This window comes from Acinetobacter sp. CIP 53.82, assembly GCF_000369465.1.
GTDB lineage: Bacteria > Pseudomonadota > Gammaproteobacteria > Pseudomonadales > Moraxellaceae > Acinetobacter > Acinetobacter indicus.
In genome coordinates, this window is record NZ_KB850046.1 from 663,462 (window position 1) to 685,815 (window position 22,354).

The window sequence follows — 22,354 nt, forward strand, 5'->3', positions numbered from 1 at the left end:
ATGACCAAAAATCAGCCATAAAAAAAGGCCTCCTTAGAGACCTTGAGTTGTTTTAACTCTTAGTGTTTGGCGGCACGGTTGGTAATTAAAGTACCCACTCCATGGTCAGTAAAGACTTCCAGCAAAGAGGCATGTGGCACACGGCCATCGACAATATGCGCACTGACCACGCCATTTTTGACAGCATCCAGCGCACAGCCTACTTTCGGAATCATACCGCCATAAATTACGCCAGTTTCAATTAACTGATCGACTTCCTGAGTGGTTAAACCGGTCAGCAGGTTCTTGTTGGCATCCAGTACACCCGTAATGTTGGTCAACAGAATCAGTTTTTCTGCGCCCAAAGCTTCAGCGACCTTACCAGCGACCAGATCGGCATTAATATTATAGGTATTCCCCTCTTCATCGACGCCCAACGGTGCAATCACCGGAATAAAATCGCTTTGGGTAAACATTTCCAGTACGTCGGTTTTCACGCCGACCACTTCACCGACCAAGCCTAAATCAATTTTCTGTACTGAGCCATCTTCTGCAGTTTTTTCCATCAGCAGTTTTTTGGCCCGAATCAGGTTGCCATCTTTACCGGTCAAACCAATGGCACGACCGCCATGCTGGTTAATTAAATTGACGATAGATTTATTCACGCTACCGCCGAGCACCATTTCCACCACTTCCATGGTCGCCGGATCAGTCACGCGCATGCCATCAATACGGTCAGATTCACGGCCCAGCTGTTTCAGGAAGGAATCGACCTGTGGACCACCGCCATGCACCACAATCGGGTTTAAACCGACCGTTTTAAGCAGCACAATGTCACGTGCAAATGAACTTTCCAGCTCAGGATCGGTCATGGCATTGCCACCATATTTCACGACCAGCGTTTTACCCATAAAACGTTGAATATACGGCAAAGCTTCTGTCAGAATCTGTGCTTTGTCGATGCCAGTCTGTTGCTGTGGCATGCGCCTCTCCTTATTGAGCATCTAAAATGTCTTGAGCAATCTGCGGATAACGGTTGCTCAGCATGGAAACAAAGGTATGACGAATATCCGCTAATCGTGCCGGATTATCGGCATCAAAACGTACTGTAAAATATTCGCCTGTATTCGATGCTCGAATAATGCCAAAACCATCTTCAAAATCAAGTCGAACGCCATCAATTTTACTTAATTGTGCGGCCAATGGCTGACTTAAGGTTTCAAGCTCATGTAAAACATGCGCTGAAGCAATGTTGTGAGTGCTGATATAAGTATCTTCAGTACAACAGCGTTCAGGATATTTGGCCAGCAGTTCAGACAGGCTTCGCTCCGGGCGCTGGCTTAAATATTCCATCACCCGCAGCGCGGCATACAGGCCATCATCATAGCCAAAGCCGCGCCCGTCATTAAAGACATAATGCCCGGCATATTCACCACCAAACACTGCGTGTCCCTTTGATTGCGCCAGATACTGACGCAGGAAGGTGCTGCCGGTACGAATCATTACCGGATGGCCACCCAGCGCGCGTACCGTGTTACGCACCATGGTCGAACACTTCACATCAAACACCACTTCATGCTGTGGATGTTGCTGTAAACACATTTCGGCAAACAATGCCAGCAAACGGTCTGCACCAATCACTTTGGCCTGTTCATCGACCAGAACCAGACGGTCGCCATCGCCATCCAGTGCAATGCCTAAATCTGCCTGATGCTGCTGTACCGCCTGTTTCAGCTTGCTTAAATGTTTTTCCTGAGAGGGATCTGGGGCATGATCGGGGAAATGCCCATTGGCCTCACAGCGGATTGTGATCAGCTCGCAGCCCAGTTTTTGCAAGACCAGCGCAGCGCAGCGACCCGCTGAACCATGCAGACCATCGAGTACCACCTTAAAACGGCGCTGTAATTGAATATCATCGAGTAGCGCCTGCTGATACTGCAGGCAAAATTCCGGATAAATCTGATGCAGCTGTTCAGCCACAGGCTGCTGCCGATGCGCCAGAAAATAGTTGCTGGCATGAGCCGCCACCTGCTGGATCTTGTCTGGCGTCGGGGGTTCACCGCCCAGAATCCATTTAATGCCATTGTCAGATTTGGCATTGTGACTGGCCGTGACCATAATACCATTGCCATCAAACTGGCGGGCGATGTAATACAGCATCGGACTGGAACAGCAGCCCATTAAGGTCGGGCTTAAGCCCTGCTGCTGGAGCACCTGCATGATCAGATCGGCATAGGCCGGACTGCTGAGACGGGCATCATAACCAATCACCACACGTGTGCTGCCCGTGTTTTTAATTTGTACGGCCAAACCCAACGCCACCGCTTGCACCAGTTCAGGCGTCAGCAAAGTCACCTTGCCACGAATGTCGTAAGCACGGAAAACCTGAAAAGGGAAACTGGACTGTTGAATATCCATGGCAGAACTACTTTATATATGAATAGGGAGAATGATTGTTTTAGGCTTTTTAATATAAGTTAATATAAGAACTGATTCTATGCGGCCGAAAACAGAATTCACGCTACAAAATGTAATTTTAAGTGTTTGTTGCGTTACTTTCTAGCGTGTTGTGATAAAGCCTAATGTTTAGGCTTTATCATTCAAGCAGATTTTAAGCTTTACCGGTATGGCCAAAACCGCCAGCACCACGTTCGGTGGCTTCAAATTCCTCAACCAGATCAAACTGGGCTTGTACCACCGGCACCAGCACATATTGCGCCAGACGCTCACCTGGTTCCAGGCTAAATGCAGTCTGACCACGGTTCCATACCGACACCATCAGCTCACCCTGATAGTCAGAATCAATCAGGCCAACCAGGTTGCCGAGCACAATACCGTGTTTATGGCCCAGACCCGAACGCGGCAGAATTAAACCGGCAAAATGCGGATCTTCAATATAAATCGCCAGACCGGTTTTCACCAATACGGTTTGACCCGGCTCAATGACAGTGGTCTCATGCACGCAGGCACGCAAATCCAAACCTGCCGAACCAGAGGTGGCATAGGTTGGCATTGGCCATTCTTGGCCCAAACGTGCATCAAGCACTTTTACCTGAACTTTCATCAGTAATTCCTGTTTATATCAATGAATGGTTTAGCGTTTAATTAACGCACGTAAATTTTCCAGATAATGCTGGGCCTGCAGTTTCGGATCGATATCGCCAGCCAGCTTTTTCTTGCGACCCAGCCATTCCAGCTCATCTTGTGGCATTTCATCTAGGAAGCGGCTTGGGGTCATCTGTTTCATTTGCCCGCCAGCCTTACGCTGCTCGGCCAGGGTAATGGTGAGGCCTTGACGCGCACGGGTAATGCCCACGTACATCAAACGGCGTTCTTCTTCGACCGTCTCAGCCACAATCGAGTTTTTATGCGGCAGAATTTCCTCTTCCAGTCCAATTAAATAGACATACGGAAATTCCAGACCTTTGGAGGCATGCAAGGTTAATAAGTTGACCTTGTCAGTGTCTTCTTCCTCCTGTTGCTGCTCCAGCATATCCAGCAGCACCATTTTACGGATCACGCTTTCAATATTTTTTTCGTCCACATCTTCAGCGCGGTTAATCAGGCTTTGAATACTGCTGTACAGCACTTCAATATTGTCCAGCTTGGTTTTTTCCTGCGCAGGCGTGGCGGCGCTTTCTTTGACGTAGTCGATATAACCAGCTTCGTTCATCATCTGGCGGATGATTGGCACCGGTTCATCATCTTCCAGCAATTCACGGGTAAAGTTCTGGATAAAGTCGGCAAACTCGGCCAGCTGAGTCGTGGCTTTTTTCGGAATGGCCATGGTCAAACGCTGATCACCTGCTGCCGCCAGCAAGGACAGATGGTTTTCCTGTGCAAATAAGCCCAGTTTTTCCAAGGTCACCGGGCCGATGGCACGTTTTGGCGTGTTGATAATGCGCAGGAAAGCACTGTCATCTTCCGGGTTAATAATCAGCCGTAAATAGCTCATCACATCTTTAATTTCTGCCCGGGCGAAGAAAGACTGACCTCCTGACAGCTTGTACGGAATCTGCATCTGGCGCAGCTGGGTTTCCAGAATACGCGCCTGGAAGTTACCGCGATACAAAATCGCATAATCTTTCCAGTTTTTACCGTTCATCAGTTTATGCGTGATCAGGTCTTTGACCACGCGCTCTGCTTCATCATCATCATTACGGCAGGTAATCACCCGGATGACTTCACCATGGCCTTTGTCCGACCAGAGTTTTTTGTCAAAAATATGCGGGTTATTGCCAATTACAGTATTGGCCGCTTTTAGAATCCGGCTGGTGGAGCGGTAGTTCTGCTCCAGCTTGATCACTTTTAAATTTGGGAAATCTTCTTTTAAGAGCGCCATATTTTCCGGTTTGGCGCCGCGCCAGGCGTAAATGGACTGGTCATCATCCCCTACGGCGGTGAACTGTCCCATTACCCCGACCAGAAGTTTGACCAGAATATACTGCGCGGTGTTGGTGTCCTGATACTCATCGACGAGCAAATAACGCACCCGGTTTTGCCATTTATCGCGGACTTCAGCATTTTCCTGCAATAACCGGGTTGGCATCACAATCAGGTCATCAAAATCGACTGCGTTATAGGCACGTAAATTACGCTCATACAGCTGATATAAATGCGCCATCTGGATATCTTCTGGCGTTTCACAGGTGGTATGTGCCTGCTCCGGTGGAATCAGGTCATTTTTCCAGTCCGAAATCATTTTCATGGCCCGCGCAATCAGCTCTTTGCTTTCTGCACCCGATAAATTGTCGCGATGCATCAGATCCATCAGAATGCGTTTGCAGTCGTCGGCATCCAGAATCGAAAAGTTGGCTTTAAGCGGGGTATGTTTCAGCTCTAAACGCAGTAAATTTAAACCGAACGTATGGAAGGTCGAGACCGAAAGACCTTTGGCTTCTTCACGCGACAGCAACTTACCAACCCGCTCTTTCATTTCACGCGCAGCCTTGTTGGTAAAGGTCATGGCGGTAATCCGGTGCGCCGGAATACGGCATTGCTGCACCAGATAGGCAATTTTCCGGGTAATCACCGAGGTTTTACCTGAACCTGCACCTGCAAGCACTAACAAGGGTCCTTGAGTATATTTCATGGCTTCAAGTTGCTTGTCATTGAGTTGACTTGCCAGTGACATAGTGTTTCCTCTATTTCGGTTCGAGCTCGATTATAGTCATCTCCACCACAGTTGCCTAATCTAAAATGCTGCTTTTCTGGTCATAAAAAAAACCACCCGAAGGTGGTTTTTTGAATTCTGGACCGAATTACTGGATCGCGTAAATGCTGATCTCAACACGACGGTTTTGTTCACGGCCTTCTGCAGTTGCGTTAGACGCGATCGGGTTCGATGAACCGTGACCTTGGGCATTAATACGTGCAGTTGATACACCACGAGATGCCAGGTAGCTCGCTACAGATTGTGCACGCGCCTGAGATAACGGGATGTTGATAGAGTCATTACCGGTGCTGTCAGTATAACCTGTCACCAAGATACCGCTCTTGTTATCTTCAGTCAGGACTTGCGCCACTTTATCTAGAGTTGCATAGAAGTTTGGCTTGATGTTTGACTTGTTGGTATCAAAAGTAATGTTACCTGGCATGATCAGGCCAACAGAACCATCTGGGTTACGGTTAACATCTACACCGGTACCAGCCATTTGTTGACGTAATTTTTTCTCTTTATTGTCCAAGTAGATACCTGCAGCCCCACCGAGTACCGCACCAATTGCTGCTGCACGGTTGTTTTGTGCGCTGGTATTGGCATTCCCTTTAGAAACACCATAACCTGCTGCCGCACCAATAATGGTTCCTAATGCGGTTTTGTCATATTCTACGCCGCCCAGGTTATTACCAGTGGTTTGACAACCTGTTAATACCATTGCCCCGACTACTGCTGAAATTGCTAGTGCACGCATCGCATGCCTCCTTACTTGTGTTTTTCGTATATGGGAAAGTTTGGATGAAATAAAGTGCTTAGACCATTGATTTTTTGTTAATAAATAAACTTTTATTTACAATTTGCAATAATCTCATGTTGTTCTACGCATAAGTTCACCATAATTCCTACACAGTTTCACTTCAACACTTTTTTATTTTAAAAACAACAATTATATTGGGCAGAACTTCGTATAAGTTGTTTTTATATTCAGGACTGTTTATGTCATCTAAAACCAATAAGCAACCGCTCTTAAAAAAAATCACAAAAGGGCTTACGGTCAGCTCAGTGATCACCGGCAGCACTTTTTTACATGGACCGCCGGTACTGGCTTTGGGCCTGACCAAATTGTTCAAGAAATCGGCCAAGGTCGACCAGACCAATATCCAGATTACCAACAGCTGGCTGAGTGTCAACAACTGGCTGATTGACCATGTATTACCGAATACCCACTGGGACATCAGTATTGAAGATGGTCTGGAACTGAGCATGCAGGGCCGTTATTTAATGACCTGTAACCACCAGAGCTGGGTCGATACCACCGTCAACCAGTATTTCGGTTTAACCCGTATGCCACTGACCCGTTTCTTTACCAAATGGGAACTGATCTTCATTCCTTTTGTCGGACAGGCCTTTAAAATTCTGGGTTTTCCAATGATGAAACGGCACACCAAAGAACAGATTGCCAAAAATCCGGCGCTAAAAGATCGCGATATGCTGGAAGCGCGTAAATCTTGCGAGCAACTGCTCAGCCAGCCATTTACCCTGCTCAACTATCTGGAAGGCACGCGCTTTACCCAGGAAAAGCATGATCAGCAACAATCACCGTATCAGCATCTGCTGAAACCCAAAGCTGGCGGTCTGGCGCTGGCGCTGAATATTCTCGGCAATGAAATTGATGCGCTGGTAGATATGACCATTGTGTATCCGGACGGCGCACCGGGTTATGGTGAATTCTGGCTGGGTGAAGTGCCACGTATTGCGGTCAATCTGCGAAAAATTGACATTCCAGACTGGGTCTTGGGTGGTGACTATGAAGAAGATGCCGCATATCGGGAACGTTTTCAGGACTGGGTGCATCAACTCTGGACAGAGAAAGATCAGCTCATTCATGAGATGAAACAGAAATTTGCTGAGCAGTAAGCGAGTACCAAAAGCATTATGAAGAAACGCGAAGAGCCGGTGATCAAATCTTCCTTTCACTTTGTCAGAAAGGACTCTTGGAGCTGGAAATTGGTGCTGGTATACGACATCTTTATGATGGCGTTAATTCTCATCAACCTGTTCTGCCTGAGTGCCAATGCCATTTTGATGAGTGATTTTGGTGACTGGCTTTTCAACTTTATTCAGCTACCGGAGGTACTGCAGTTTTATCGTAGTGAACTGCGTCCCTGGGTCATTATTACCGAAGGCTGGTTTACCACCTTCCTGATTATCGAGTTGCTGGTGCGCTGGGGCCTGGCGATTATTTTCCGGCATCATGCCCGCTGGTGGTTCTTCCCCTTCGTGCACTGGTATGAAGTGCTGTCGATTCTGCCACAGCTGCGTTTTCTGCGTTTATTACGCGCCGTGGCGATTGGCTACAACCTGTATAGTCATGGCTACAAGGTCATCCCGGACAGCATCTTCCGACGCGCCAACTTTTATTACAACCTGGTGATGGAAGAACTGTCGAGCCGGATTGTGCTGACCATTGTCAATAACCTGCAACGTGAACTGAGCAGCAGCACTGGTCATCGCCAGTTTATTGATGATCTGGTCGAGCAGCACCGCAAACTGCTGGCCGCAGCACTGGCCGACATCTTGCAGCAATCTTTGGGTAAAGAATTGCAGAGCCAGCGTCAGAGCATTGCCGAAAATGTCGGTCAGGTGGTGAGTCAGGCCATTGAAGATACCCCGGAGCTGACCCAGTTACTGCGCCTGCTGCCAATTGTCGGCGGACGTATGGAACGGCAGATTCAAAGCATTGGCCAACGTTTGGGCGAAAATATTACCCAAGGGCTGATTCAGCCTTTTGCCCATCATGACAGCTTGCCAGATAATGTGGCCTATGCGCATATTGCTGACAAAGTCAGCCAGATCGAGATTGAACATAATCCGCATATTGATGCGTTGGTAGAATCTGCGGTATTTGAAACCCTGGAAGCCATTCGCAAACAGGTCAAAGTGAAAAAGTGGCAACAGATCCTGAATGAGCAGGAAACTGACAAAGAATAGCCAGCAATAAAAATATTTAAACCTTCGGCTAGAGTATTCGGCCGAATTGTTCTAGGATTTGCTCTATTTACAACATTTACTTCGACAACAATGAACAGGTCAGAAGTCTTAAGGAATCATTATGGCTGACATACGGATAAAAGGCAGAATGGTCAATGCGATTCGCATTAGCTTAGATACAGATGATCATGATGCGATCCGCCAGCAATTGAGCCCAATGTTACAAAAAGGGTTTCCCCCCCAAATTCCGGCGGTGATTGAAAGTTCGGTAGATCAGGAATTAATTGCCCTGATTCAACTGCTGATTGATCTGAATGTACAGCCACTGGCCGTGGTTGAAGGCATTCTGTCGGAACAGGCGCGTGCCATCCAGTTCCCGGTAATTCCGCAGGATCGTCAGTTACAGCAGATCAAAGCCACCCAGGAACAAGTCATTGAAACTCCGGCAGAACCTGAAGCACCTGCCGCAGAAGCCGCGGTGGTAGAAGCTGCAGCGGCACGAATTTCGCATGTGACCTCTTATCACGATGAAATTCTGCGTACCGGTCAATGTCTGGTCCAGAACCAGGGCGATATTATCTTGAAAGCTGGTATTAACAGCGGTTCGGAAGTGATTGCTTCAGGAAATATACATATTTATGGTAGCGTTCGTGGTAGAGTCATTGCCGGCGCAGGTGGGAACAGTTCAGCACGAATTTTCTGTCATTCCCTAGAAGCAGAATTGGTATCTATTGCAGGCACTTACTGTGTGGCGGACGATATTCCCCCGCACGTAACGAAAAAACCGGTACATATTTACCTAAATGACAACCAAGAGCTTGTATTTGAAGCTCTGGAATTTTAATGTATAAATAAACACCAAAAAACCCCATACACAAAAGGGGGATTTAAACCATAACAGGAGTGGATTCGGTGGCGAAAATTGTTGTCGTAACATCAGGCAAAGGTGGCGTAGGTAAAACTACAACGAGTGCATCTTTTGCAACAGGTTTAGCCCTACGTGGCCACAAAACTGTTGTTATCGATTTTGACGTGGGTTTGCGTAACCTGGACTTGATCATGGGTTGTGAACGTCGCGTTGTTTATGATTTTGTGAATGTTTTAAATAATGAAGCGCGTTTACAACAAGCATTAATTCGCGATAAAGATATTGAAAACCTTTATATTTTACCTGCTTCTCAAACTCGTGATAAAGATGCCCTGACCGATGAAGGTGTGGCACGTGTCATGGATGAGCTTGCTCAAGAGTTTGATTACATTATCTGTGACTCACCAGCAGGGATTGAGCGTGGCGCCATTTTAGCCATGTACCATGCCGATGAAGCGATTATTGTGACCAACCCTGAAATTTCTTCAGTACGTGACTCGGATCGTATTATTGGCATGCTCGACAGCAAAACCAAAAAAGTAGAACAAAACGAAGGACGTATCCGTAAGCATTTATGTATCACACGTTTCAATCCGGAACGTGCCGATAAACAGGAAATGCTCACCATTGACGATATTTCAAAAGATATTTTACGTGTACCAACTTTAGGTGTAATTCCAGAATGTAAAAGCGTTCTGCAAGCATCTAACGAAGGTAAGCCAGTCATTCTGTATAGCGAAACTGAAGCGGGTCAGGCGTATGATGACCTGGTGGCACGTTTCTTGGGTGAAGAGCGTCCATACCGTCACATTACTGCTAAACCTAAAGGCTGGTTAGCACGATTATTTGGAGCGTAATTATGGCAGGATTCTGGAGTAAATTATTTAGCAGCGAAGAAAAAGCATCAAGTGCTCAAACCGCCAAGGATCGTTTAAAAGTCATTGTTGCTTCTGAAAATGGTTTAGGCCGCCGCCTGAGCCAGGACAAAATTGACCAGATGAAAAAAGAAATCATGCAGGTCGTGAACCGCTATGTCCGCGGTGTCGATGAACAGCACATTCAAATGTCGGTACGTTCTGAAGCCAACATTGAAATGCTTGAAATGAATATCAATTTGCCTGAAGAGCGATAATCTGATTTTTGATTAGTCAAGCAAATTGAATCAAGGCAGAATATGAGGCGGAAATAGCAAACTTAAAGCATTGCTTTAAGGATTTGCCCAGCCGCAAGACGAGAAGCTGTGCTTCAAGATAAAGTGCACAAAGACACTTTGCCTCTTGCGAACTCATATTTTGCCTTTTTTTCATTTCGAAAAACTATTCCAGGAGATTGCGATGGCATTGTCTCAACCAGCAACATTCAATGAAGAATGGTCAGATGAGCGTGTATTTGCCTACCTGAATCAGCTTCCTCCTCATGGTGTGAATGCTGATTTCCATGTGCTTTACCATGCATTTAAACATATGCGCCCAACAGACTATGAGCGCTTACTGACCCAGTTTGTTGCCGATGGCCGTGATGTAAATGCCACCAATCCTGAAGGACAGCGCATTCATGACGTGATTGCAGAATTCCCGCGCCAAAGCGCAGAATTCTTGGCAGTACTGGCAAAATTTGCTTAAGTCGCACTGCCGATAAAAAGCCCACCTATTGGTGGGCTTTGTTTATAAAGATCGAGAACAGCTTAAACCAGAATTTCACGCTTGCCGTTCGGACCCTGTTCACTGACAATACCCTGCTCCTGCATCTGATCGACAATACGCGCCGCACGGTTATAACCGAGGCTAAACTTACGCTGTAAAGACGATACCGATACTTTACGGGTTTCCAGCACAAAGGCCACACACTGGTCATACAGCGCATCACGGTCTGAGCCGCCATCACCACCATCTTCAAAACCACGTGACGCTGGTTCTTCATCAAATGGAGTCAGAATTTCATCGACATAATCCGGTGAACCCCGTTCACGCCAGGCATCACAAATCCGGTTGACTTCATCATCGGAAATAAAGGCACCATGCACACGTTCCGGTTCAATTTTACCTGGTCCAAGGAACAGCATGTCACCATGACCGAGCAGGTCTTCTGCCCCGCCAGCATCCAGAATAGTCCGTGAGTCAATTTTTGAGTTCACGCGCAAGGCCACGCGAGTCGGGATGTTGGCCTTGATCAGACCGGTAATGACATCCACCGATGGACGCTGGGTAGCCAGCAATAAGTGAATCCCAGCTGCACGTGATTTCTGCGCCAGACGGGTAATCATTTCTTCGGCTTTTTTACCGACCTGCATAATCATGTCGGCAAACTCATCCGCCACAATCACAATTGATGGTAACGGCGTCAAGCGCGGTGCACGTTCCTGGGTTGCTGAATCGCCCGGTTTCCAGGTCGGATCAATCAGGTCCTCGCCATTAGCCAGTGCTTCTTCAACCTTGCGATTATAGTCGCTGAGTTTACGGATTTTCAGGAATGACATCAGCTTATAACGGCGTTCCATTTCATTGACACACCAGTTCAGGGCGCTGACCGCATCTTTCATGTCAGTTACCACCGGCGTTAACAAATGTGGAATATCGTTATAGTTGGCCAGTTCCAGCTGTTTCGGGTCAATCAGAATTAAACGCAGTTGATCCGGCTTGTATTTAAGCAACATCGACAGAATCATCGAGTTCACCGCCACCGATTTACCCGAACCGGTGGTCCCCGCAACCAGCATATGCGGCGCTTTGCCCAGTTCGGTAATCACCGGATTACCAGAAATATCTTTACCCATCGCCATCGACAGGATGCCATCCTGATCTTCAAATTTCGGGGTTTGCACCAGCTCAATCAGACGCACCATTTCGCGGGTACTGTTTGGCACCTCAATACCGATATACGGTTTGCCCGGAATCACCTCGACCACACGCACCGAAGCCATCGACATGGAACGGGCCAGGTCACGGGAAATATTGGTGACTTTCGAGGCTTTTACCCCCGGCGCCAGATCCAGCTCAAAACGTGTAACTACCGGTCCCGGCTGCGCTTCCACCACTTTGGCTTTGACATTAAATTCCTGCAGCTTGATTTCCAGCAGTTCAGATAAACGCTCCAGCTGCTCTGCGGTGAAGTTGACCTTTTTATTTGGATCGACCTTATCCAGTAGCTCCAGACCCGGCAATGGTGATAAATCACGACGTTTCTCTGCGACCTGCATGGCACGCGACATTGGACGGCCCATGGCATCGGTTAATGGCGCATCAAAGTCAAATTCATCTTCTTCTTGCGGTTTGCCGGCAGTTTCATGCCACGCCTCAATGAATTCTTCTTTCGATAAGGCTTCTTTCACCGCGTCATTGACCACTGGTGCAGCCGCTGTTGCGGTCGTCGCAGGCTGATGCTGGATTGGCGCCTGTACAAAGGCCGAAGACTGCGCATAAGTACTGGTGGTTCTTGGAGCAGGTGCTTCTGGCTCCAGATCATCAACCAGCAGATCATCCAGCCCTTCAAATTCTTCATCACTCAGACGGTTTTTCGGGCTTGCATACTGCGCTGTGGCAGCCGATGGCATTTCAACTGCTTGTGCGTCTGGCACCGGCTGAATGTGCGGCGCGGGTTCAGGCTGCGACTGACTATTAAACGGACTGTGCAGATCCTGAGCAGCTTTCCCATTCGGTACAGCAGCCAGTAATTCATCAAAGATTTCATCATCATCCCAGTCAATATTAGACTGCGGCGTATTCGATGCAGGCGGTGCATCATGCACGGGCTGGACCACTGCATTAAAATGATCTTTCGGTGCGTGCGGAATCTGGTCCTGAGAGGCGCGCAACAATTCATGAATATCCTGACTGTGCTTCTGGTCAGCATCATCATTCAGGGCGCGCCAGACTTCACCGGTTGCCACCACACGCTGACTGTCCTGGGTCAGGCGATGGGCTTTTTCGACCGTCTGCTCAAAGGCCTGCTCTTCTTCATCTAGCAGATCCTGCTCTGCAGAACGCTGCTGTTCACGCTCGACCATATCATCAAACAGACGCTCAGCCACCTGTTCATGACGGGACACCGCTGGTGCCACCGGAGCTTCTTCGACTTCACGATGTTCTGGTGCCGGTGTAACCACTTCAGCTGCGGCTGGCGCAGTGGCCACCACTGTTTTTTTAACGACCGGTGCCGGTTGATCAGCTTTAGGCACATCACGGTAAAACAGGTCTTGTAAATAAGCTGGCGTGGCTTTTAAAGTCACCCAGGTCCGGTTCCATTTAATCCCAAAGGCCAGTGTAAACAGAACACCCCAGAACACCAGCAGGAAAAAAGCTGCACCATAAATAGTGAGCAGCTGCGACAGGCTCTGCCCCAGTTCATACCCAATAATCCCGCCAGAAGCATTTTCCAGTGTATCGGCCGGCACTTGCCAGAACAAATACAATAGACTGGCAGTGGCCAGCAAAATAAAGAACTGCGCCGCATAACGGAAAGGACGGTTCAGGAAACTACGCGGCCACCACACCTGAATGGCTTCAATAAACAGGTACAGCGGAATCAGCAGACAGGCCCAGCCCAAAAAGCCGAACAACAGGTCGGCAATCCATGCGCCGGCGACCCCGCTGGCATTGGACACCTGCTGGGTATCACTAGACAAATGCATCCAGCCCGGATCAAAAGGGGTATAGGTGACTGTCGCAAGGAACAGATAAATCCCGAATGAAACCAAAAATAATGTCATTATTAAGCGCTGTGCATAAGCACCCGACACCGCAGTCATATACTGTCCTGTAACCAATTTTTCATAAATGTTCTTGTGCAACCCGCCAGTTTGGCATGGCCATAAAATAGATATTATGCACCTGTTGCAGCAAAAAAGATGCAAGATTATTGAAGTCAGTTGTTAACTTTTTCTATATAGCTTAAATCGATTTCTATGATCAATAATATCCACTGAATCTCACACAACTGTTATACAGTTTCACGTATAATTCCATAAATTGCTCAATAATAAAAGGATGCTACAGATGGGTGCTCGTCATTCACGTTTGATTATTTTAGGTTCAGGACCTGCAGGTTATAGTGCTGCCGTTTATGCTGCACGTGCCAATTTAAAACCAACCTTAATTGCAGGTTTACAACTCGGTGGTCAACTTACGACGACAACAGAAGTAGATAACTGGCCGGGCGATCCGGAAGGTCTGACAGGACCAGCGCTCATGGAACGTATGCAGGCCCATGCAGAACGTTTCGGGACCGAAATTGTCTATGACCATATCAATGAAGTCGATTTAAGTGTGCGTCCATTCGTCCTTAAAGGCGATATGGAAGAGTTCACCTGTGATGCCTTAATTATTGCCACCGGTGCTACGGCTCAATACCTCGGTCTGGAATCTGAAGCCAAATTCATGGGCCAAGGCGTTAGTGCCTGTGCTACCTGTGATGGTTTCTTCTACAAAAACCAGAACGTGATGGTAGTCGGTGGTGGTAATACCGCAGTTGAAGAAGCGCTGTATCTTTCCAATATCGCCTCTCACGTGACCCTGGTACACCGCCGTGACAGCCTGCGTTCAGAGAAAATTCTGCAAGATCATATTTTTGCCAAAGAAAAAGAAGGCAAAATCAGCATTCTCTGGAACAACCAGGTCGATGAAGTCCTGGGTGATGCACAATCTGGTGTGACTGCCGTACGTTTGAAATCTACTGTCGATGGTTCAACCCAGAATGTAGATGTATCTGGTATGTTCGTGGCGATTGGTCACAAGCCAAATACGAGCATGTTCGAAGGCCAGTTAAACCTGCGTGATGGTTATATTCAGGTTCAAAGTGGTACTGCCGGTAACGCAACCCAAACCTCTGTACCGGGCGTATTCGCAGCCGGTGACGTGGCAGACAGCGTCTATCGTCAAGCGATTACATCAGCTGGTTCAGGCTGTATGGCAGCCCTAGATGCTGAAAAATATCTGGATGCCCTAGGTGAATAATTTTGCCTAAAGCACGAGCCGCCCAATCCGGGCGGCTTTTTTATGTATGATAGAGATCTGTTTCGATTCAGAGTAGCTGTATGACCGCACTTGCACCCTCACAATTTATTTTCCCCCATCCTGATGAAGCTGATCCACAGGGTGAAGGACTGATTTGTATTGGTGCAGACCTGTCCCCCTCGACCCTGTTTGAAGCTTATACCCACGGCCTGTTTCCGTGGTTTTCCGACGGTGATCCGATTTGCTGGTGGAGTCCCGAGCCGCGCTGCATTATCCGCCCTCAGGATTATCATCCAAGCAAGTCACTGCTGCGTAACATGAAAAAAGGTGATTACCGGATTAGCATCAATCAGGCCTTTGAACGGGTGATTCGCTGTTGTTCGCTGCCACGGGCCTATGCCAATGACACCTGGATTTCCGAAGACATCATTCAGGGCTATATTGACCTGTTTGAGGCCGGTTATGGCTATAGTGTCGAAGTCTGGGAGCAGGATGCGCTGGTCGGTGGTTTGTATGGCGTCACCATTGGCCGCGGCTGCTTTGGCGAGTCAATGTTTAGCCAGCGCACAGATGTCTCTAAAATGGCGTTTTATACCTTAATGCTGATTGGCCGCGACAACGCCCTGCCCTGGATTGACTGCCAGCTGGTCAATGACCATCTATTAAGTCTGGGCGCCTGTACAATAACTCGCCAAGCATACTTAAAATCGTTACAAGATGTTGTAAAACAGCCGGCGATAGATTGGAAAAAATACCAGGAGGGTGTATTTTCAAGTAAAACAATAGCGCAAAACGACTCACTGGATGAATAAATAAAGAGGGATTGCCATGAATTCATATCAACCGAAATCCCTGCTCAACGAATTACAATATTATATTACGCCGCCGCATAACTGCAGTTATCTGGATGATAAATCTGCTCGCATGGTGTTTTTAGATCCGGCGCACCGGATTGATGTGGTGACCCTGTCTGAACTGTCACGCATGGGCTTTCGTCGTAGCGGTGACTTTGTCTATCGGCCGGAATGCCATTTATGCCGTCAATGTCTGTCTTCGCGCGTGCCGGTACACGAATTTCAAATGAACAGCACCCAGAAAAAAGCCTGGAAACGCAATCAGGACCTGCACGTCACCATCCGCTCTACCCAAGAAGCCAATGAACAGCATTATGCGCTGTATGAGCGTTATATTAATGAACGCCATGCCGATGGCGATATGTATCCGCCAAGTCAGGATCAGTTTGAAAAATTTCTGGTGCACAGCTGCACCGACAGTTTCTTTTTAGAGCTTTGGCACCAAGACCGGCTAATTGCGGTCTCGACCTGCGACCTGCTCGATGATGGCCTGTCTGCGGTGTATACCTTCTTTGATCCGGATGAAAACCGCCGCTCCTTGGGCGTATTTGCGATCTTAAAGCAGATTGAACACACCCAGAAACTCGGACTGCCTTATGTTTATTTAGGCTATTGGGTGCCGCATTCCAATAAAATGAATTATAAATCGCAGTATGTACCGCTGGAATTGCTGATTGATGGCCAATGGCGCCGGCTCAACCGCAGCTTAAGCAGCGAAGAAATCCGGCAATTGGGAAACTCTCTCATGACCACCCTGCCCAGTGGTTGGAATAATTCGATTATCAAATAAAACCCAATAATTTTAAAAATTAAGGTGATGAGAAGAGCGCGGCAAAATCATCACTACAGGCTTTAACCATAATAACCGCATGTTCACGTGTGCCATCCGGATTTGGATAATAATTTTTGCGCACATCAATCTGATGAAAGCCAGCTTTTTCATACAGACGGATAGCCGCGGTATTGCTTTCACGCACTTCCAGAAAAATTTGTACCGGCTGATTCGGCAACTGCGCAATCGAATGCTCCAGCAGCTGATAACCCAACCCCTTCCCTTGCTGGTCAGGCGCAACCGCCATCAGCAACAGGTTGGCTTCATCCAGCACCGGTTGCAAAATACAGAACCCGACCAGCTGTCCTTGCTGCTCGATTACGGTACATTGATAGCTGTCTACCGCTTCAGCAAACTGTTTCAAGCTCCAGGGATGGCTTTGTACCTGTTGCTCAATGTTAAATACACTATGGATATCAGCGTGTTGCATTAAACGAATCATCTTCGTTCATCATCGGTCAAAACAAAGTTCGCATTATAAGAGCTCTGGATAAAAAATCGAGCAAAAAAAAGGGCAATTTTCATTGCCCCAAGAGTCAACACCGTTAGAAGCCCAATTTGGCTTTCCATGTGTCCAGCAGACTGAAGGTATCTAAATCGTTCGGATGAAAGCCCGGGCGGAAATATGCCAGCATCTCACGGCCCATACCGGTAATAATGCCCTTAGAGGGACTATAAGCATAGGTATAAATGGCCTTGAACGCCTCCAGATTTAGCTGTTTGTCTTCTTTTAACAGACGGAACAGGAAATAGTTTTGCACCACAAATAAGGTCAGCATGGCGGCCACCAGTGAGCTGGTGCGCAGTAAATAGGCTTTGGTGCCTTGGCCGAATACACCCTCAAACACATCATAAGCTACCGCTTTATGCTCGTTTTCTTCAATCGCATGCCACAGCCACATGGTTTTCATGGTGTCATCGCTCATCAGTTCCTGAATATGCGAATTACGCAGCAACTGGGTGGCAATGGTCGCGGTAAAATGTTCCAGTGCGGTGGTTGCAGTCAAATCAACCATTTCTTGGGTAATGCCAAAGGGTTTACCGACACCGGCAAATACCTTACGCGCACCTTGAATCACTTTATCGGTATAACGATCTAAACGTTCTACATCATGGCCATATTTTTGTGCCGAGGCATTAAAGCCAACATGCTCCTGGGTATGCATGGCTTCCTGGCCAATAAAGGCTGAAATTTCTTTTTGCAGCTCCTGATTATCTTTAATTGCCGGGTGGTAACGCACTGCACGTACACTATCAATAAAGAATTTTTCACCGGCTGGAAACAGGGCGGATAAAGCGGTCATAAAATGTGTCAGGCCTGCCGAATCTCGCATCCAGTATTCTGGAACCTGATCAAACTCAAACGCCATACGACGTACCGGGAAACTGGCACCTGCGCGGTTGGTAATATTTACTTTAGCATTCATGACCTCAACTCCTTTCAAGTGAAGCGTCTCACCTGAAACTTTTATTTATTTTCTTCAGCTTTATCTTACGTGGTTCTGATATGGAGATAAGTGCAGTTAAGGTCAGGCGAATATCAGTTTAGGACAGCTTGCAGTTAAATTGTCAGACAATTTAATCTGCAAAGATAAAAAAAGCGTCCCTTTGGGACGCTTTTTTCACACTATAGAAGTGATTATGCAGTTACTTTAGAAACTACACCAGCACCTACAGTACGACCACCTTCACGGATCGCGAAGCGTAAGCCAGCGTCCATTGCGATTGGGTGGATTAATTCTACTGACATTTCAACGTTGTCGCCTGGCATAACCATTTCAACGCCTTCTTTCAGCTGGATCGCACCAGTTACGTCCGTAGTACGGAAGTAGAACTGTGGACGGTAACCATTTAAGAATGGAGTGTGACGGCCACCTTCGTCTTTAGAAAGTACGTATACTTCTGCGTCGAATTTAGTGTGCGGCTTGATTGAACCTGGTTTAGCAAGTACTTGACCACGTTGAACTTCTTCACGCTTAGTACCACGTAGAAGAACACCACAGTTCTCGCCAGCACGACCTTCGTCAAGAAGCTTACGGAACATTTCAACGCCAGTAACAGTTGTTTTCGCTGTATCTTTGATACCAACGATTTCAACTTCTTCACCAACTTTAACGATACCAGTTTCTACACGGCCAGTTACAACTGTACCACGACCAGAAATAGAGAATACGTCTTCGATTGGCATCAAGAATGCTTGATCGATTGCACGTACTGGCTCTGGAATGTAAGAGTCAAGTGCTTCAACAAGAGCAACAACAGCGTCTTCGCCGTATTGACCAGCTTCACCGTTAAGTGCAGCAAGCGCTGAACCACGGATTACTGGAGTGTCGTCGCCTGGGAAGTCATAAGTAGAAAGAAGTTCACGAACTTCCATTTCAACCAGCTCAAGCAGCTCTTCGTCGTCAACAAGGTCGCATTTGTTTAAGAATACAACGATGTAAGGTACACCTACCTGACGAGAAAGAAGGATGTGTTCACGAGTTTGTGGCATTGGACCGTCAGTCGCAGCACATACAAGGATCGCACCGTCCATCTGAGCAGCACCAGTGATCATGTTTTTAACATAGTCGGCGTGGCCTGGGCAGTCAACGTGAGCGTAGTGACGAGTTGGAGAATCGTATTCTACGTGAGAAGTGTTAATTGTAATACCACGTGCTTTTTCTTCTGGAGCAGAGTCGATTGCAGCGTAATCTTTCGCTTCACCACCGAATTTCTTCGCACATACAGTTGCAATTGCAGCTGTTAAAGTTGTTTTACCATGGTCAACGTGACCGATTGTGCCCACGTTAACGTGTGGCTTATTACGTTCAAACTTAGCCTTAGCCATGTTCATCTTCCTTTGTAGATTACTCATGCAGGATCACTGCATGAGCATTAGATTTTAACTATAAAATTAGTTAGGCAATATAGTAATCGAAAGATTACTCGTCGTCACCTTTTTTACCGCCAGCTTGGAACTTAGCGATGATGCCTTCCGCCACGTTACGTGGAGTTTCAGCGTATTTAGCAAATTCCATAGAGTAAGTCGCACGACCTTGAGACATAGAACGCATTTGAGTCGCGTAACCGAACATCTCAGCCAGTGGAACTTCAGCACGGATTGCTTTAGTACCGCCAGGTAAATCGTCCATACCTTGAACCATACCACGACGACGGTTTAAGTCACCCATGATATCGCCCATGTAGTCTTCTGGAGTTTCTACTTCAACTTTCATGATTGGTTCAAGAAGAACAGGATCTGCTTTCATGAAACCGTCACGGAATGCGTAAGAACCCGCCATTTTGAACGACAATTCGTCAGAGTCGACATCGTGGTAAGAACCGTCGAACAATGTCGCTTTGATGCCAACGACTGGATAACCAGCAAGGACACCATTCTTCATACGTTCTTGGATACCTTTGTCAACCGCACCGAAGAATTCTTTAGGTACTACACCACCAACAACTTCTTCAGCGAACTCGTAGTCTTTACCAGTTTCAGGATCAAGCGGTTCTAAACGTACGTATACGTGACCGAATTTACCTTTACCACCAGTTTGACGAACGAATTTACCTTCTTGTTCGATTGATTTCTTGATCGTTTCACGGTAAGCAACCATTGGTTTACCAATGTTCGCTTCAACGTTGAATTCACGCTTCATACGGTCAACGATGATGTCAAGGTGAAGCTCACCCATACCAGCGATGATAGTCTGACCAGATTCTTCGTCTGTGAATACGCGGAACGATGGATCTTCTTTCGCTAAACGGCCAAGCGCAACTGACATTTTTTCTTGGTCAGCTTTGGTCTTAGGTTCAACAGCCAATTGAATTACTGGCTCTGGGAATTCCATACGCTCAAGTGTGATTACGTTGTTTTCGTCACACAGTGTATCACCCGTAGTCGTGTCTTTAAGACCTACACACGCCGCGATGTCGCCCGCACGAATTTCTTCGATGTCGTGACGGTCGTTTGCGTGCATCTGTACAATACGGCCAATACGTTCACGTTTCATTTTCACTGGGTTGTAAACAGGGCTACCTGCTTTCAGAACACCTGAGTAAACACGTACGAACGTTAAGTTACCTACGAATTTGTCGTTCATGATTTTGAACGCAAGCGCAGAGAACGGAGCATCGTCAGACGCTTCACGAGAACCTTCGGTTTCATCTTTGTCGTCTAGGATACCTTTGATCGCTTCTACGTCTGTAGGCGCTGGAAGGAATTCAATCACTGCGTCCAACATACGTTGAACACCTTTGTTTTTGAACGCCGAACCACACATCATTGGTTGGATTTCACCAGCCAAAGTACGTTGACGAAGACCAGCTACGATTTCTTCTTTAGAAAGGTCGCCTTCTTCCAGGTATTTGTCCATGAGTTCTTCTGATGCTTCAGCAGCAGCTTCAACCATGTTTGTACGCCATTCTTCAGCTGTATCTTGCAGATCAGCAGGAATGTCGCCGTATTCAAACTTCATACCTTGAGAAGCTTCGTCCCAGATGATTGACTTCATTTCGATTAAGTCAACAACACCTGTGAATGTGTCTTCTGCGCCCACTGGAACAACGATTGGCACTGGGTTCGCACCAAGACGTGTTTTCATTTGCTCAACAACGCGGAAGAAGTTCGCACCAGTACGGTCCATTTTGTTTACGAACGCAATACGAGGCACTTTATATTTGTTTGCTTGACGCCATACAGTTTCAGACTGAGGCTGTACACCACCTACAGCACAATAAACCATACACGCACCGTCAAGAACACGCATAGAACGCTCAACTTCGATTGTGAAGTCAACGTGTCCCGGGGTGTCAATTACGTTAATACGGTGTTGGTCGAACTGGTTAGCCATACCTTTCCAGAAGCATGTTACAGCTGCTGAAGTAATGGTAATACCACGTTCCTGCTCTTGTTCCATCCAGTCAGTTGTTGCTGAACCTTCGTGAGTTTCACCTAGTTTGTGGCTCTCACCTGTGTAGAACAAAATACGTTCAGAAGTGGTTGTTTTACCTGCGTCAATGTGCGCAGAGATACCAATGTTACGGTAACGAGAAATTGGGGTTTGACGTGCCATGATTTCTAGCATTCCTAAATTTTGTTGTTTAAAACAGGACGCTTTAAGCTGCATAGCAACTTAAAGCGCTTTGATGACAAACTAGTGACAACTAAATTCATCACCCTCCTGATTAGGTCCTGTTTTATCCGCTTAGAAACGGTAGTGAGAGAAGGCTTTGTTGGCTTCAGCCATACGGTGCACATCTTCACGTTTTTTAACCGCTGCGCCTTTACCTTCAGCTGCATCAAGCAACTCACCAGCAAGACGTAAAGCCATAGTTTTTTCAGAACGCTTAGCAGCAGCATCTACTAACCAACGCATCGCTAGAGCAGTACGACGGGATGGGCGTACTTCCATAGGAACTTGATAAGTAGCACCACCAACACGGCGTGCTTTTACTTCAACCATAGGACGAACTTTTTCAAGCGTAGCTTCAAAAAATTCAACTGGGTCTACTTTGTTTTTTTCTTGAACGCGGTCTAAAGCACCGTAAACGATACTTTCAGCAATAGATTTTTTACCATCTTGCATTACGTGGTTCATGAATTTAGCGATTGTTTGGCTGCTGAACTTAGGATCCGGAAGGATTTCACGAGCAGCGACTACGCGACGTCTTGGCATTTTAAAACTACCTATAAATATGACACTTCAGGTTAATCCAGCAGTAGCATAAAGTGTCGTA

The 22,354-nt window shown here is 47.1% G+C and carries 20 protein-coding genes; 9 read left to right on the forward strand and 11 right to left on the reverse strand.

Features of this window, described 5'->3' with window-relative positions:
- Nucleotides 1-59: 59 nt before the first annotated feature.
- The 5 genes from argB to F905_RS08770 form a co-directional block, all read right to left on the reverse strand.
- On the reverse strand, nt 60-962 hold the full coding sequence (gene argB, locus F905_RS08750; RefSeq protein ID WP_005179783.1) for an acetylglutamate kinase: 903 nt from the start codon (nt 960-962) through the stop codon (nt 60-62).
- Nucleotides 963-972: 10 nt separating this feature from the next.
- The gene (locus F905_RS08755; RefSeq protein WP_005179784.1) at nt 973-2,397 is read right to left on the reverse strand and encodes a phosphomannomutase/phosphoglucomutase; all 1,425 of its coding nucleotides are present in this window, start codon (nt 2,395-2,397) and stop codon (nt 973-975) included.
- Nucleotides 2,398-2,590: 193 nt separating this feature from the next.
- Nucleotides 2,591-3,043, reverse strand: coding sequence for a dUTP diphosphatase (gene dut / locus F905_RS08760; protein WP_005179786.1), 453 nt, complete (start codon nt 3,041-3,043; stop codon nt 2,591-2,593).
- Between the two features lie 30 nt (nt 3,044-3,073).
- Nucleotides 3,074-5,113, reverse strand: coding sequence for a UvrD-helicase domain-containing protein (locus F905_RS08765; RefSeq protein WP_005179787.1), 2,040 nt, complete (start codon nt 5,111-5,113; stop codon nt 3,074-3,076).
- A gap of 127 nt (nt 5,114-5,240) precedes the next feature.
- Complete coding sequence (locus tag F905_RS08770) at nt 5,241-5,891, reverse strand: YiaD family glycine zipper/OmpA-like lipoprotein (RefSeq protein ID WP_005179792.1); 651 nt, start codon at nt 5,889-5,891, stop codon at nt 5,241-5,243.
- A 242-nt stretch (nt 5,892-6,133) separates the two neighbouring features.
- On the opposite strand from F905_RS08770, the gene F905_RS08775 reads away from it, so the two are divergent.
- The 6 genes from F905_RS08775 to F905_RS08800 all read left to right on the forward strand — a co-directional run bounded on the left by F905_RS08775 (nt 6,134) and on the right by F905_RS08800 (nt 10,618).
- A complete protein-coding gene (locus tag F905_RS08775) occupies nt 6,134-7,054 on the forward strand; it encodes an acyltransferase (RefSeq protein ID WP_005179793.1) in 921 nt (306 codons plus the stop codon).
- Between the two features lie 18 nt (nt 7,055-7,072).
- The gene (locus tag F905_RS08780; protein WP_034597881.1) at nt 7,073-8,128 is read left to right on the forward strand and encodes a hypothetical protein; all 1,056 of its coding nucleotides are present in this window, start codon (nt 7,073-7,075) and stop codon (nt 8,126-8,128) included.
- Nucleotides 8,129-8,249: 121 nt separating this feature from the next.
- Complete coding sequence (minC, locus tag F905_RS08785) at nt 8,250-8,972, forward strand: septum site-determining protein MinC (RefSeq protein WP_005179806.1); 723 nt, start codon at nt 8,250-8,252, stop codon at nt 8,970-8,972.
- Between the two features lie 68 nt (nt 8,973-9,040).
- Nucleotides 9,041-9,853, forward strand: coding sequence for a septum site-determining protein MinD (minD, locus tag F905_RS08790; protein WP_005179808.1), 813 nt, complete (start codon nt 9,041-9,043; stop codon nt 9,851-9,853).
- A 2-nt stretch (nt 9,854-9,855) separates the two neighbouring features.
- On the forward strand, nt 9,856-10,128 hold the full coding sequence (gene minE, locus F905_RS08795) for a cell division topological specificity factor MinE (RefSeq protein WP_005179812.1): 273 nt from the start codon (nt 9,856-9,858) through the stop codon (nt 10,126-10,128).
- A 202-nt stretch (nt 10,129-10,330) separates the two neighbouring features.
- Nucleotides 10,331-10,618 carry a PA4642 family protein gene (locus F905_RS08800; protein WP_005179823.1) on the forward strand — a complete coding sequence of 96 codons (288 nt, stop codon included), beginning with the start codon at nt 10,331-10,333 and terminating at the stop codon, nt 10,616-10,618.
- 62 nt (nt 10,619-10,680) lie between these two features.
- Here F905_RS08800 and F905_RS08805 read toward each other — a convergent pair whose 3' ends face one another.
- A complete protein-coding gene (locus tag F905_RS08805; RefSeq protein WP_005179825.1) occupies nt 10,681-13,740 on the reverse strand; it encodes a DNA translocase FtsK in 3,060 nt (1,019 codons plus the stop codon).
- Nucleotides 13,741-13,987: 247 nt separating this feature from the next.
- On the opposite strand from F905_RS08805, the gene trxB reads away from it, so the two are divergent.
- The 3 genes from trxB (at nt 13,988) to F905_RS08820 (ending at nt 16,588) form a co-directional block, all read left to right on the forward strand.
- A complete protein-coding gene (gene trxB / locus F905_RS08810) occupies nt 13,988-14,944 on the forward strand; it encodes a thioredoxin-disulfide reductase (RefSeq protein WP_005179828.1) in 957 nt (318 codons plus the stop codon).
- A gap of 80 nt (nt 14,945-15,024) precedes the next feature.
- Nucleotides 15,025-15,756, forward strand: coding sequence for a leucyl/phenylalanyl-tRNA--protein transferase (gene aat / locus F905_RS08815; RefSeq protein ID WP_005179830.1), 732 nt, complete (start codon nt 15,025-15,027; stop codon nt 15,754-15,756).
- A gap of 16 nt (nt 15,757-15,772) precedes the next feature.
- Entirely contained in the window at nt 15,773-16,588 is an 816-nt protein-coding gene (locus tag F905_RS08820) for an arginyltransferase (protein WP_005179833.1), read from the forward strand.
- 19 nt (nt 16,589-16,607) lie between these two features.
- Here the strand turns inward: F905_RS08820 and rimI are convergent, their stop codons facing one another.
- The 5 genes from rimI to rpsG all read right to left on the reverse strand — a co-directional run bounded on the left by rimI (nt 16,608) and on the right by rpsG (nt 22,293).
- Nucleotides 16,608-17,072: a ribosomal protein S18-alanine N-acetyltransferase gene (rimI, locus tag F905_RS08825; protein WP_005179835.1), complete on the reverse strand. Its 465-nt coding sequence runs from the start codon at nt 17,070-17,072 to the stop codon at nt 16,608-16,610.
- A gap of 103 nt (nt 17,073-17,175) precedes the next feature.
- On the reverse strand, nt 17,176-18,057 hold the full coding sequence (locus F905_RS08830; protein WP_005179837.1) for a metal-dependent hydrolase: 882 nt from the start codon (nt 18,055-18,057) through the stop codon (nt 17,176-17,178).
- A 212-nt stretch (nt 18,058-18,269) separates the two neighbouring features.
- On the reverse strand, nt 18,270-19,460 hold the full coding sequence (gene tuf / locus F905_RS08835) for an elongation factor Tu (RefSeq protein ID WP_005179840.1): 1,191 nt from the start codon (nt 19,458-19,460) through the stop codon (nt 18,270-18,272).
- A gap of 94 nt (nt 19,461-19,554) precedes the next feature.
- Nucleotides 19,555-21,690, reverse strand: a complete 2,136-nt coding sequence (gene fusA, locus F905_RS08840) for an elongation factor G (protein WP_005179843.1) — start codon at nt 21,688-21,690, stop codon at nt 19,555-19,557.
- A gap of 132 nt (nt 21,691-21,822) precedes the next feature.
- Nucleotides 21,823-22,293 carry a 30S ribosomal protein S7 gene (rpsG, locus tag F905_RS08845; protein ID WP_005179845.1) on the reverse strand — a complete coding sequence of 157 codons (471 nt, stop codon included), beginning with the start codon at nt 22,291-22,293 and terminating at the stop codon, nt 21,823-21,825.
- Nucleotides 22,294-22,354 lie beyond the last annotated feature (61 nt).